General features: G+C 73.3%; 2 protein-coding genes. Both read right to left on the bottom strand.

Annotated features, from left to right (window positions below):
* Nucleotides 1-6,166, bottom strand: a 6,166-nt coding sequence (locus ABZ923_RS38445; RefSeq protein WP_361482079.1) for a type I polyketide synthase, incomplete at its 3' end; no start/stop codon positions are given.
* Between the two features lie 78 nt (nt 6,167-6,244).
* Nucleotides 6,245-14,970: SDR family NAD(P)-dependent oxidoreductase (locus tag ABZ923_RS38440; RefSeq protein ID WP_361482076.1), on the bottom strand; the 8,726-nt coding region annotated here is incomplete at its 5' end.

The following is a 14,970-nucleotide window of genomic DNA, read 5'->3' as shown; positions in this document are numbered from 1 at the left end:
CGGGCGACAGACCGCGCTGCCGGCTGAACTCCACGAAGACGCTCGGACTGGCCATGACGGTGACGCCACCGGCCAGCGCCATCGTGCACTCGCCGGCCCGCAGGGCCTGGACGGCCAGGTGCAGGGCGACCAGGGACGACGAGCAGGCCGTGTCGATGGTGACGGCGGGGCCCTCCAGGCCGAAGGTGTAGGAGACGCGCCCGGAGGCGACGCTGCCGGAGCCTCCGGTGGTGAGCAGGCCCTCGACGCCCTCGGGCAGTTCGCGCGGGCCCTGGCCGTAGTCGTGGTACATGAGGCCGGTGAAGACGCCGGTACGGCTGCCCCTCATCGACGCCGGGGCGATCCCGGCGCGTTCGAACGCTTCCCAGGACGCCTCCAGCAGCAGCCGCTGCTGCGGGTCCATCGCCAGGGCCTCGCGGGGGCTGATGCCGAAGAAGCCGGCGTCGAACTCGGCCGCCTCGTGCAGAAAGCCGCCGTCCCGCGCGTAGGTCTTGCCGAGGCGCTCGGGGTCGGGGTCGTAGAGCCCGTCGACGTCCCAGCCGCGGTCGTCCGGGAACCGGGTGATGCCGTCCCGGCCGGAGGCCACCAGCCGCCACAGGTCCTCGGGCGAGCGGACCCCGCCCGGGAGGCGGCAGCTCATGCCGACGATGGCGATCGGCTCGTCGGCGGCGAGCGCGGTGTGCCGCGCCGCGGCCCTGGCCGTGGGGGCCGGGGCCCCGCCCAGGAGTTCGGTGCCGATGTGGCGGGCGAGGGCGGCGGGGGTGGGATGGTCGAAGACGAGGGTGGCGGGCAGGCGCAGCCCGGTGGCGGTGGACAGCCGGTTGCGCAGCTCCACGGCCGTCAGCGAGTCGAAGCCGAGGTCCTGGAAGGCGTGCGCGGGCTGGACGGCGCGGGGCGAGGAGTGACCGAGCACGGCGGCGACCTCCGCCCGGACCAGTTCCAGGAGGGCCTCGTCGCGCTCGTCGCCGGCCGGCCCGGTGAGGCGTTCGGCCAGGGAGCCGGTGGCGGCTTTCTGGGCGGTGCCGCGCTTGGGGAGGCGGACGAGGCCGCGCAGCAGGGCCGGTACGGTTCCTGCGGCCCGGTTCCGCAGGGCCGTGGTGTCGAGGCGGACCGGTACGAGCACGGGCTCGTCCGAGGCGAGCGCCGCGTCGAACAGCCGCAGGCCGTCCTCGGTGGACAGCGGCAGGACACCGGAGCGCGCCATCCGCGACCTGCCCGCCTCGTCGAGGGCGTCGGCCATGGCGCCCTCCTGCTCCCACAGACCCCACGCCAGCGAGACCGTGGGCCGCCCCTGGGCGCGGCGGTACCGGGCGAAGGCGTCGAGGAAGGCGTTGGCCGCGGCGTAGTTGCCCTGGCCGGGGTTGCCGAAGACGCCCGCGGCGGAGGAGAACAGCACGAACGTCGTGCTCTCGTCGGTGAGTTCGTCCAGGTTGAGCACGGCGTCGGCCTTGGGCGCCAGGACGGCGTCCACGCGCTGCGGGGTCAGTGCGGCGATCACACCGTCGTCGAGGACACCGGCGGTGTGCACGACGGAGTCGACCGGGGTGGCGTCCAGCAGCCGGGCGACGGCGTCACGGTCGGCGAGGTCGCAGGCGGCCCACGTCGCTTCGGCGCCGAGCGAGGCGAGCTGCGCCTTCAGGTCCGCCGCGCCCGGGGCGTCGGCGCCACGGCGGCTGACGAGCAGCAGCCGCCGTACGCCGTGTCCGGTCACCAGGTGACGGGCGAGGGTTTTCCCCAGCGCGCCGGAAGCGCCGGTGAGCAGCACGGTACCGAGCCCTGGGACAGCGCCGCGGGCCGGTGTGGGGGGTGCACCGTCCGCGAGGGTGGAGGCGGCGTCCTCGCCGAGACCGAGGACATCACCGTTGGCGGGGCCGGTCGCGTCGGCGAGGGCGGGGCCGGTGGCGTCGGCGAGGGCAGGGCCGGTGGTGTCGGCGAGGGCATGGGCCGCTTCGTTCGCGGGGCCGGTGGCCGTGTCCTCCGGTGCCGGGGAGGTGGCGCGGGACAGGCGCGGTGCGCCGGCCTCCCCTCCGCGGACGACGACGTGGGGCTCGCCGGACAGCACGACGCCGGGAACCAGAGCGGCCACCTCGTCCGGGCGGTCGGTTTCGAGCAGCACGATCCGGCCGGGGTTCTCCGCCTGGGCCGAGCGCACCAGTCCGCCCGCCGCGGCGTGCGCGAGGTCGTCACAGCGCGCCACCAGCACGAGGCGCGACGTCCGGGCCTGGGCGAACCAGCGCTGAACCAGCCGCAGCACCTCGGTGGTGACCGCACGGACCCGCTCGGCCTCGGTCGCCCCCTCCGGGCCGTCGGGGCACGGGACCACGACCACGTCCGGCTGCGACGCTCCGTCGGCCTCGGCCAGTGCGGCGGTGTCCGGCGCGTACGCGAGGGGCGCCGCGTACGCGCCGTCGCGGGGCAGGGTCAGCGGCGCCCGCCCGATGGTGAACATCGCGTCCCCGGAGCGCCCGCGGAGCTGCTCGGCCGACACCGCGCGCAGTGTCAGCGACTCGACGGACGCCACCGGCTCGCCGGTGCCGTCGGCCACCAGCAGGGACACCGTGTCCGTACCGGCCGGTGCCAGCCTGACCCGTACGGTGGACGCGCCCGTGGCGCGCACGGACACCCCGGACCAGGCGAACGGCAGGAGCGGCGTGTCCGCATCGGCCATGAAGGAACCACCCGCGCCGATGGCGTGCAACGCCGCGTCCAGCAGTGCCGGGTGCAGGAGGAAGGAACCGGTGTCCGTGCCGTCGGCGAGTGCGACCTCCGCGAAGACGTCCGCGCCCGCGCGCCAGGCGCTGCGCAGTCCGCGGAACGCCGGTCCGTAAGCCAGCCCGAGGGCGGCCGACCGGTCGTAGAAGCCGTCGAGGTCGATCGGCTCGGCGCCCGCCGGCGGCCACGCCGTGAGCGCCCGGGCGGCGGCCGCGGCGCCCGTCTCTTCGGTCCCTTCGGTGACGAAGCCGCTCGCGTGGCGCACCCACGGCAGGTCGGCGTCGTCCCCGGGGCGCGCGTGCACGGTCAGCGGCCTGCGGCCGGTGCCGTCGGCCGCGCCGACCCACACCTGGACCGCGACGCTGCCCCGCTCGGGCACCACCAGGGGCGCCTCGAGGGTGAGTTCGTCCAGCAGTTCGCAGCCGGCTTCGTCGGCGGCGCGCACGGCCAGTTCGACGAACGCGGTGCCCGGCAGGAGTACGGTTCCGAGCACGGCGTGGTCGCTCAGCCACGGGTGTGTCCGCAGAGACAGCCGACCGGTCAGCAGCCGCTCGTCGCCGCCGGCCAGGGAGACGGCGGCGCCCAGCAGCGGATGGTCGGCCGAGCCGAGGCCGGCGGCACGGACGTCACCGGGAGCGGCCGGTGAGGGGTCGAGCCAGTAGCGCTCGTACTGGAAGGCGTAGGTGGGCAGGTCGACGCGGCGGGCGCCGGGGAAGAAGGCGTGCCAGTCGGGGGACACGCCGTGTGCGTGCAGTTCGGAGACGGCGGCGACCAGTGCGGCTCGCTCGGGGCGGTCGGCGCGCTGGGCGGGCACGGTGACGACGTCCTCGAGGCAGCCCTGGGTGAGGGCGCTCAGCGCGCCACCCGGGCCGATCTCGACGAACGTGGTCACGCCCAGGTCGTGCAGGGTCCGCACGCCGTCGGCGAAACGGACCGCTTCGCGGACGTGCCGGACCCAGTACTCGGGGGTGTACGGCTCGGCCAGGCGGCCGGTGAGGTTGGAGACCACCGGCGTCTGCGGCTTCTCGAAGGTCAGCCCGCGGACGACCTGCGCGAACTCCTCCAGCATCGGATCCATCAACGGCGAGTGAAACGCGTGACTGACCTTCAACCGGGACGTCTTACGGCCCTGCTCCCGGAAGACCTCTCCGATCGCGACGACCACGTCCTCGGCACCGGAGACCACGACCGACCGCGGACCGTTGACCGCCGCGACACCGACCCCGTCGGTCAGATGCGGTAACACCTCGTCCTCGGTCGCCTCCACGGCGACCATCGCCCCGCCCGCCGGCAACGCCTGCATGAGCGCAGCACGCGCCGACACCAGCTTCGCCGCGTCCCCGAGCGACAACACCCCGGCCACGTGCGCGGCCGCGATCTCCCCCACCGAGTGACCGGCCACGTAGTCCGGCCGGACACCCCACGACTCCAGCAGCCGGAACAACGCCACCTCGACCGCGAAGAGCGCGGGCTGCGTGGCCCCCGTCTGGTCGAGCTCCTCCGAGTCGACGTCGACCGGCGCGTCCAGGAGCGCGCACACCTCGTCGTACGCGGCGGCGAACACCGGGTACGACGCATACAACTCACGCCCCATACCCAAGCGTTGCGAGCCCTGGCCGGAGAAGAGGAACGCGACGCGTCCACCGGTGCCGGAGAGGCCGCGCGCGACGCCGGGGGCCGGGGTGCCGGAGACCACGGCCCGCAGCCCCTCGGCGAGTTCGGCCGCCGTCTCGCCCTGGACGACCGCACGGTGTTCCAGGGCGGTGCGCGTCGTGGCGAGCGAGAACGCCACGTCGGACAGGGGGACTTCGGCGTCCGTGCGGGACAGCAGGCGCCCGGCCTGGGCGCGCAGGGCGTCCTCGGTCTTGCCGGAGATCACCCACGGCACCGGTCCGCCCTCGGCCGGGCGCACGACCTCCGGGGCGACGGCCTCGGCACTCTCCGCGCCCTCCCCCGATGTCCGAGGAGCCTCAGCGCCCTCCCCCGGTGTCCGAGGGACCTCGGACTCGGCGTCCTCTCCCCGGGTCCGAGGGGCATCGGCCTCGGCGTCCTGTGTGAACGCCGCGGCCGACGGGGCTTCCTCGATGATCGTGTGCGCGTTGGTGCCGCTGATCCCGAAGGAGGAGATGCCGGCCCGGCGCGGCTGGTCCGACGCCGGCCAGGGCGTGCGCTCGGTGAGCAGTCGTACGGCGCCCGCCGACCAGTCGACGTGTGGGGACGGCGCGTCGACGTGCAGCGTGCGCGGCAGTTCGCCGTGACGCATGGCCATGACCATCTTGATGACGCCCGCGACACCTGCCGCGGCCTGGGTGTGGCCGATGTTGGACTTGATCGAGCCCAGCCACAGCGGCTTGTCGTCGGGACGGCCCTGCCCGTACGTGGCGAGGAGGGCCTGCGCCTCGATCGGGTCGCCGAGCCGGGTGCCCGTGCCGTGCGCCTCCACCGCGTCGACCTGCGCGGAGGTCAGCCGGGCGGCGGCCAGGGCCTGGCGGATCACCCGCTGCTGCGAGGGGCCGTTGGGGGCGGTCAGGCCGTTGGACGCGCCGTCCTGGTTGACGGCGGAACCCCGGACGACCGCGAGGACCTCGTGTCCGTTGCGGCGGGCGTCCGAGAGGCGCTCCACGAGCAGCAGGCCGGCGCCCTCGCCCCAGCCGGTGCCGTCGGCGCCGGCCGCGAACGCCTTGCAGCGGCCGTCGGGCGCCAGTCCGCGCTGGCGGCTGAAGCCGACGAAGGTGGCGGGGCCGACCATCGCCGTGACGCCGCCCGCCACGGCCAGCGAGCACTCGCCGTTGCGCAGCGCCTGGACGGCCAGGTGCAGGGCCACCAGGGACGACGAGCAGGCCGTGTCGACCGTGACGGCCGGGCCTTCTAGGCCGAAGGTGTAGGCCACCCGGCCGGAGGCGACACTGCCCGAGGTGCCCGTGCCCAGATAACCCTCCAGGTCCTGAGGGGAGTTCTGGAGGGTGGCGAGGAACTCGTGGTTCATCACGCCGGCGAACACACCGGTCCTGCTGCCCGCCAGCGAGGCGGCGTCGATGCCGGCCCGCTCGAAGAGTTCCCACGACGTCTCCAGCAGCAGCCGTTGCTGGGGGTCCATGGCGAGTGCCTCGCGGGGCGAGATCCCGAAGAGGCCGGCGTCGAACCGTGCCAGGTCGCTCAGGAACGCGCCCTCGCGGGCGTAGCTCGTCCCGCGGGACTCCGGGTCCGGGTCGTAGAGCGCGTCCAGGTCCCAGCCGCGGTCGGCGGGAAATTCCGAGACCGCGTCGTGGCCGCCGGCCACCAGCTCCCACAGGTCCTCGGGCGAGTCGACCCCTCCCGGGTAGCGGCAGCTCATCGCGATGATGGCCACCGGTTCGCCGGCGGCGTCCTCGTAGTCACGAAGGCGCCGCCGGGTCTCCTGGAGATCTGCGGTGACTCGCTTCAGGAAATAACGGAGCTTGTCCTCGTTCGCCACCGAAATCGTCCCCCACCCCTACGAAGACTTGCCGGAATCCGGAATGCGGCAAGGGGTCACCGGGACACGCCGGAGCGGTCAGGAAATCCCGAATTCCTTGCCGAGAAGATCGAATACTTCGTCGTCCGTGGCCGATTCCAGATCACTGCCGCCCATTTCACGGCTTTCCGGTGCCGGGGCGTTGCCGGATTCACCGGCAATTGCCAACACGGCCTGGAGCTTTGACAGGATCCGGTCGCGAGCTTCACTCTCTGACAACTTCGTGACCAATTCTTGTTCAACCCTGTCCAGATCGGCAAGTAGGGAATCCACTAGGGCCGGTTCGGCCGTCCCCGCCGTCTCCGTGAGCACGTGACGGGCCAGCAGAGCGGGTGTCGGGTGGTCGAAGACCAGTGTCGCGGGGAGCCGCAGCCCGGTGGCCTTGTTCAGCCGGTTGCGCAGTTCGACGGCCGTGAGGGAGTCGAAGCCAAGGTCCTGGAAGGCGTGTTCGGGCCGGACGGTACGGTCCGACGCGTGCCCCAGGATCGTGGCGACCTCGGCCCGGACCAGGTCCAGCACGGTCTTCTCGCGCTCGGCCTCCGACAGCCCCTCCAGGCGTTCGGCCAGCGAGGACGCGGAGGGAGCCGCGGCGGCGTGCGCCGTCCTGCGGGCGACCGCGGCCGGCACGAGTGCGCGCAGCACCGGCGGTGCCTCGTCGGCGCGCAGCGCACCGGTGTCGATGCGGACCGGGGCGAGCACCGCCTCGTCCAAGGCCAGTGCCGCGTCGAACAGCCGCAGCCCTTCCTGTGGCGGCAGCGGCAGCACCCCGCTGCGCGCCATCCGCGCCCGGTCGGCCTCGGCGAGGCCGTCCGTCATCGCACCGGGTTGTTCCCACACACCCCATGCCAGCGATGTGGCGGGCAGCCCCGCACGGCGCCGGTGCGCCGAGAAGGCGTCGAGGAAGGAATTCGCCGCCGCGTAGCCGGCCTGGCCGGCGCTGCCGACCAGGCCGGCGACGGACGAGAACACCACGAAGGCGGCCAGGCCCATGTCCCGGGTGCACTCGTGCAGGTTCAGCACGGCGTCCACCTTGGGGCGGAAGACCTCCCTCATCCTCTCCGGTGTGACCGAGGCGACGACCCCGTCGTCGAGAACACCCGCGGTGTGCACGACGGCCGACAGCGCATGCTCACCGAGCCGGTCCAGCATCGCGGAGACGGCGTCCCTGTCCGCGAGGTCGCAGGCCGCCCAGGTGACCTCGGCGCCCCACGCGGCCAGTTCGGCCTCCAGCTCGGCCGCGCCGGGGGCCGCCGCGCCCCGCCGGCTCGCCAGCAGGATCCGGCGCACCTTGTGCTCGGTGACCAGGTGCCGGGCGACGAGCCCGCCCAGCGCACCGGAGGCACCGGTCACCAAAACGGTGCCGGCACCGAAGTCCGGCACACCCCTAACAGCCCCGGCAACCCTCACCAGGCGCGGCACGAACACCCCCGCATCCCGGACCGCGAACTGCGGCTCACCGCAAGCGAGCACGGCGGGCAGCACACGCACCGCTGCCTCCGTGTCCTCCGCCTCCACCAGCACGATCCGGTCCGGATGCTCCGACTGCGCCGACCGCACCAACCCCCACACCGCCGCATGAGCCAGATCACCCGGACGCGTCACCAACACCAGACGCCCCCCACGCTCCTGCCCCAACCACCACTGCACCAACGCCAGCACCCCGCCCACAACGCCGTGCACACGCTCAGCGGACTCCACACCCGACCCCACCGGGCACGGAACGACCGTGACCACCGAGACATCGGGAAGGTCCGGCTCGGCGGACAGGGCGGCCAGGTCCGCGTAGCTGCGTACATCGAGCCCGTCGACAGCGTCGGCCTCCGTAAGGGGCACGGGCTGCCATGCGAGGCCGTACAGCGAGTCGCCGACACTCCCGGAGCCGTCCGCGGCGAGCAGCTGCTCGCGTGACACCGGCCGCAGCGACAGCGAGCCGACCGTGGCCACCAGACCGCCCGAGGCGTCGGCCACGGTCAGTGACACCGCGTCCGTACCCGTGCGAGAGATTTTGACCCGCAGCGCCGTCGCCCCCGCGGCGCGCACGCCCACGTCGGACCAGGCGAAGGGCAGCAGCGGCCCGTCGGTGACGGGGACGAGCCCGCCCGCGCCGATCGCGTGGAGCGCCGCGTCGAGCAGCGCCGGATGCACGGCGAACGCGTCCGCCTCCGTGCCCTCGGCGAGTGCGACCTCGGCGAGGACGTCGTCCCCGCTGCGCCACACCGAGCGCAGGCCGCGGAAGACCGGGCCGTAGCCCAGGCCGAGTCCGTCCAGGTCCTCGTAGAAACCGGCCAGGTCGACGGCCTCCGCGCCCGCCGGCGGCCACGCGCCGAGGTCCGCGCCGTGCGGCGGCTCGGGCAGCGCTTCCGTCAGGAATCCGACCGCGTGCCGCACCCACGGCGCGCCTTCCGGGGCGTCCTCCCGTCGCGAGTGCACGCTCAGCGCGCGCCTGCCCGGCTCCTCCTCGGTCCCGACCCACACCTGCACGGCCACACCGCCGCGGTCCGGGACGACCAGCGGTGCTTCCAGCGTCAGGTCCCCGACCTGCGCGCAACCGGCCTCGTCGCCCGCACGCACCGCAAGCTCCACGAGCGCGGTACCCGGCAGCAGCACGCTGCCCATGACCGTGTGGTCGGCGAGCCAGGGGTGCGTCCCGAGCGAGAGCCGCCCGGTGAGGAGGAACCCGCCGGCGCCGGGCAGCGCGACCGCCGCACCGGCCAACGGGTGCTCCGCCGCACCCAGCCCGAGTCCGGTGGCGGCGGCTGTGCCGGTGAACTCCTCGGGCGCTTCCAGCCAGTAGCGCTGCTGCTGGAAGGCGTAGGTGGGCAGGTCGACACGGCGGGCGCCCGGGAAGAGCGCCGGCCAGTCCGGGGAGACGCCGTGGGCGTGCAGTTCGGCGAGCGCGGTGACGACGGCCCGCGGCTCGGGGCGGTCGGTCCGTACGACGGGGACGGTGACGATGTCGCCGTCGAGGCAGCCCTGGGTGAGGGCGCTCAGCACACCACCGGGGCCGATCTCGACGAAGGTCGTCACGCCCAGCTCGTGCAGGGTCCGCACGCCATCGGCGAAACGGACCGCCTCACGGACGTGCCGCACCCAGTACTCGGGGGTGTACGACTCGGCCAGCCGGCCGGTGAGATTCGAAACGACCGGAATCCGCGCCTCATCGAATTCCAGGTCCCGTACGACCTGCCCGAACTCCTCCAGCATCGGATCCATCAACGGCGAATGGAAGGCATGGCTGACCTTCAACCGGGACGTCTTACGGCCCTGCTCCCGGAAGACCTCTCCGATCGCGACGACCACGTCCTCGGCACCGGAGACCACGACCGACCGCGGACCGTTGACCGCCGCGACACCGACGCCGTCGGTCAGATATGGCACTACCTCGTCCTCGGTCGCCTGCACCGCCACCATCGCCCCGCCGGCGGGCAACGCCTGCATCAGTGCGGCACGCGCCGACACCAGCTTCGCCGCGTCCCCGAGCGACAACACACCGGCCACGTGCGCGGCCGCGATCTCCCCCACCGAATGACCCGCCACATAATCCGGCCGCACACCCCACGACTCCAACAGCCGGAACAACGCCACCTCGACCGCGAACAACGCCGGCTGGGTGCACCCCGTCTGGTCGAGCTCCTCCGAGTCGACGTCGACCGGCGCATCCAACAACGCGCACACCTCGTCGTACGCCGCGGCGAACACCGGGTACGACGCATACAACTCACGTCCCATACCCAAGCGTTGAGAGCCCTGGCCGGAGAAGAGGAACCCCACCTTGCCGGCGGTGCCCGGTTCACCGAGGACGACCTGGGCGGACGGGGACCCTGCGGCCAACGCGCGTAGTCCTTCGAGGAGTTCGTCCCGGTTGTGCCCCACCACTGCGGCCCGGTGCTCCATGGCCGAGCGTGTGGTGGCGAGTGAGAAGCCGATGTCGGCCGGACGCAGCTCCGTGTACGGGGCCAGGGACAGCAGGCGCTCGGCCTGTGCCCGCAGCGCCACCTCCGTCCTGCCCGACAGTACCCACGGCACGACTGCGTCGGAGTCGGGTGCGGGCGGCAACTCCGCCGCGGCGGGGCCCTGCTCGACGATCACATGCGCGTTGGTGCCGCTGATACCGAAGGACGATACGGCGGCCCGGCGCGGCCCGTCGCTCGTGGGCCACTCCCTGGCCTCGGTCAGCAGGCGGACGTCACCGGCCGACCAGTCCACGTGCGGCGTCGGCTCGTCCACGTGCAGGGTCCGCGGCAGGACACCGTGCCGCATCGCCATGACCATCTTGATCACACCACCGACACCCGCCGCGGCCTGCGCGTGACCGATGTTCGACTTCAGCGAGCCCAGCCACAGCGGCTGCCCCTCGGGACGCTCCCGGCCGTACGTGGCGAGCAGCGCCTGCGCCTCGATCGGATCACCCAGCCGGGTGCCCGTACCGTGCGCCTCCACCGCGTCCACCTGGCCCGCGGACAGGCCCGCGTTGGCCAGCGCCTGCCGGATCACCCGCTGCTGCGAAGGCCCGTTCGGAGCCGTCAGACCGTTCGAGGCACCGTCCTGGTTCACCGCCGTACCACGGACCACCGCCAGCACCCGGTGACCGTTGCGACGGGCGTCGGACAGCCGCTCCACCAGCAGCATGCCCGCACCCTCGGCCCAGCCCGTACCGTCGGCACCGGCCGCGAACGCCTTGCAGCGGCCGTCCGCCGACAAACCACGCTGACGGCTGAACTCCACGAACGTCGAAGGAGTCGCCATGACGGTGACGCCGCCGACCAGGGCCATCGAGCACTCGCCGCTCCGCAGGGCCTGGGTCGCCAGGTGCAGCGCCACCAGCGACGACGAGCACGCCGTGTCGACCGTGACCGCCGGCCCCTCGAGCCCGAACGTGTACGAGACCCGGCCGGAGGCGATGCTGCCCGCGCTGCCGCTGCCCAAGTAGGCGTCCATGCCCTCCGGAGCCGTTGTCACGCGCCCGCCGTAGTCGTGGTACATCACGCCCGCGAAAACCCCGGTCCTGCTGCCCCGCACGGTCGCCGGGTCGATCCCGGCCCGCTCGAACGCCTCCCACGACGTCTCCAGCAGCAACCGCTGCTGCGGGTCCATCGCCAGCGCCTCACGCGGCGAGATCCCGAAGAAGGCCGGGTCGAATGCGGCAGCCTCGTGGAGGAAGCCACCGTGGCGCACGTAGGACTTGCCGGAGCGGTCGGGGTCCGGGTCGTAGAGGTTCTCGACGTCCCAGCCGCGGTCCTCGGGGAATCCCGAGATCGCGTCGCCGCCGGAGGCGACGAGCCGCCACAGGTCTTCGGGCGACCGCACACCGCCGGGGAACCGGCAGGCCATGCCCACGATCGCGATCGGCTCGTCCGTCCCGGTCACCGCGGCGACCGCGGCCTCGGACCGCGCCTGGACGCCCAGCGTCTCGGCCAGCAGGAAGCGGGCGAGCGTGACCGGCGTGGGGTGGTCGAACACCATGGTCGCGGGGAGCCGCAGCCCGGTCGCCTCGTTCAACCGGTTGCGCAGTTCCACCGAGGTGAGCGAGTCGAAACCGGCGTCCTGGAACGCGTGTTCCGGCTGGACGGCCTGGGCCGAGGCGTGGCCGAGCACGGCGGCGGCCTCGGTACGCACCAGGTCCAGCACCGCCTGCTCGCGCTCGGCCTCCGGCAGCCCGGCCAGCCGCTGACCCAGCGATCCCTTCGGCGCGGACTGCGCAGTGCGCCGCGCCGGCGCGACCCGCACCAGTCCGCGCAGGACCGGCGGCACCGTGCCCTGCAGCCCACCCGTGTCCAGCCGCAGCGGGGCGACGACGGCCCGGTCCAGGGCCAGCGCTGCATCGAACAACCGCAGGCCCTCGTCGACGGCCATCGGAGCCAGGCCCACCCGCTGGAGCCGGGTGAGGTCCGCCTGGTCCAGCCGGTCGGCCATGCCGCCGCCCTGCTCCCACAGGCCCCACACCAGCGACGTGGCGGGCAGTCCCCTGGCGCGACGGGCCTCGGCGAAGGCGTCGAGGAAGGTGTTCGCCGCCGCGTAGTTGCCCTGTCCCGCACTCCCCAGGACCCCGGACACCGAAGAGAAGACGACGAACGCCGAGAGGTCGCTCGTCAGCTCATGGAGGTTGAGCACGGCGTCGGCCTTCGGACGCAGCACCTTCTCCATGCGCTTCGGGGTGAGCGAACCGATCACCCCGTCGTCGAGGACGCCCGCCGTGTGCACCACGGCCGTCACCGGCGTACCTGCCAGCACCTCGGCGAGGGCACCCCGGTCGGCCGCGTCACAGGCCGCCCAGCGCACCTCGGCGCCCCACCCGGCCAGCTCGGCCTCCAGCTCGGCCGCGCCGGGGGCCGCCGCGCCCCGCCGGCTGAGCAGCAGCAGGCTGCGCACGCCGTGCTCAGTGACCAGGTGCCGGGCGACGAGCCCGCCCAGCGCACCGGAGGCACCGGTCACCAAAACGGTACCGGCACCGAAGTCCGGCACACCCCTAACAGCCCCGGCAACCCTCACCAGGCGCGGCACGAACACCCCCGCATCCCGGACCGCCAACTGCGGCTCACCGCAAGCGAGCACGGCGGGCAGCACACGCACCGCTGCCTCCGTGTCCTCCGCCTCCACCAGCACGATCCGGTCCGGATGCTCCGACTGCGCCGACCGCACCAACCCCCACACCGCCGCATGAGCCAGATCACCCGGACGCGTCACCAACACCAGACGCCCCCCACGCTCCTGCGCCAACCACCACTGCACCAACGCCAGCGCCCCGCCCACAACGCCGTGCACACGCTCAGCGGACTCCACACCCGACCCCACCGGGCACGGAACGACGACGACGTCCGGCGTTCCCTCCCGTTCCCGCAGGGTGTCGAAGTCCGCGACGGTCTCGATCACCAGCGCGTCGGTGGCGGAGGGAAGAGTGAACGGCGTCCACTCCAGCGCGAACAGCTGATCGCCGCCACCGGCACCACGCAGTTGCTCCGCCGAAACGGCCCGCAACGACAGCGACTCGACCGAGGCCACCGGGTCACCGGCGCCATCGGCCACGGCCAACGTCACCGAACCGGTGGCCGTCCGCGACAGCTTCACCCGCAGCGTCGCCGCACCGGCCGCCCGCACGACGACGCCGGACCACGCGAACGGCAGGGCCGGGCCGTCGTCCTGCGACACCAGCCCCCCGGCGGCCAGTGCGTGCAGGGCGGCGTCCAGCAGCGCCGGGTGCAGGGCGAACGCCGCCGCCTCGGCAGCCGACTCCTCCGGCAGCTCGACCTCGGCGAAGACGTCGTCCCCGCCGCGCCACACCGAGCACAGGCCCTGGAAGACCGGGCCGTAGTCCAGGCCCGCGGCAGCCATGCCCTCGTAGAACGCCGTCAGGTCGACAGCCTCCGCATCCACCGGCGGCCACGCGCCGAGGTCCGCGGCGGGCGGCGCCTGCGCCGAGGCCAGCACACCCGTCGCGTGCCGCAGCCACGCGCCGTCGTCTACGCGGGAGTGCACGCTCAGTTCCCGCCGGCCTGAATGGTCCGCCGGGCCGACAGCCACCTGAAGCGTGACGCCGGCGCGCTCGGGCACGACCAGGGGAAGCTCAAGGGTGAGGTCTTCGATCCATCCGCACCCCGTCTCGTCGCCCGCCCGGATCGCCAACTCGACGAACGCGGTGCCGGGCAGCAGAACGGTCCCGTTCACGGCGTGGTCGGCGAGCCACGGGTGGGTTTCGAGGGAGAGCAGCCCGGTGAGCAGGGCACCGTCGCTGTCGGCCGTCGCGATCGCGGCACCGAGCAACGGATGGCCCGCCGCCCCCAGGCCGGCGGCCCGGACGTCACCGGGCGCCTGGGGAACGTCGAGCCAGTAACGCTCGCGCTGGAAGGCGTAGGTGGGCAGGTCGACGCGCCGGGCGCCCGGGAGGAGCGCGGGCCAGTCGGGCGAGATGCCGTGGGTGTGCAGCTGCGCCACGGCGGTGACGAGCGCGTACGGTTCGGGGCGGTCGGCTCGGAGTACGGGGATGGTGACGATGTCGTCCACACAGCCCTGCGCCATGCCGCTCAGGACACCGCCGGGGCCGATCTCCACGAACGTGGTCACGCCCAGCTCGTGCAGGGTCCGCACGCCGTCGGCGAAACGCACCGCCTCGCGCACGTGCCGGACCCAGTACTCGGGGGTGTACGACTCCGCCAGCCGGCCGGTGAGATTCGAAACGACCGGAATCCGCGCCTCGTTGAACGACAGCTCGCGTACGACCTGCCCGAACTCCTCCAGCATCGGATCCATCAACGGCGAATGGAACGCGTGACTGACCCTCAACCGGGACGTCTTGCGACCCTGACCGGCGAAGATCTCACCGATCGCGGTGACCGCGTCCTCAGCACCGGAAACCACCACCGACCGCGAGCCGTTGACCGCCGCGATCCCGACCCCGTCGGTCAGATACGCCAGCACCTCCTCCTCGGTCGCCTGCACCGCCACCATCGCACCACCCGCGGGCAACGCCTGCATCAACGCAGCACGCGCCGACACCAACTTCGCCGCATCCCCGAGCGACAACACACCGGCCACATGAGCGGCCGCGATCTCCCCCACCGAATGACCCGCCACATAATCCGGCCGCACACCCCACGACTCCAGCAGCCGGAACAACGCCACCTCGACCGCGAACAACGCCGGCTGGGTGCACCCCGTCTGGTCGAGCTCCTCCGCGTCGACGTCGACCGGCGCATCCAACAACGCGCACACCTCGTCGTACGCCGCAGCGAACACCGGATAGGACGCGTACAACTCACGCCCCATCCCCA

This window comes from Streptomyces sp. NPDC046881 (assembly GCF_040645015.1).
Classification (GTDB): domain Bacteria; phylum Actinomycetota; class Actinomycetes; order Streptomycetales; family Streptomycetaceae; genus Streptomyces.
The sequence above is the reverse complement of the archived record's forward strand: the minus strand, read 5'-3'. Positions and strand labels throughout refer to the sequence as shown.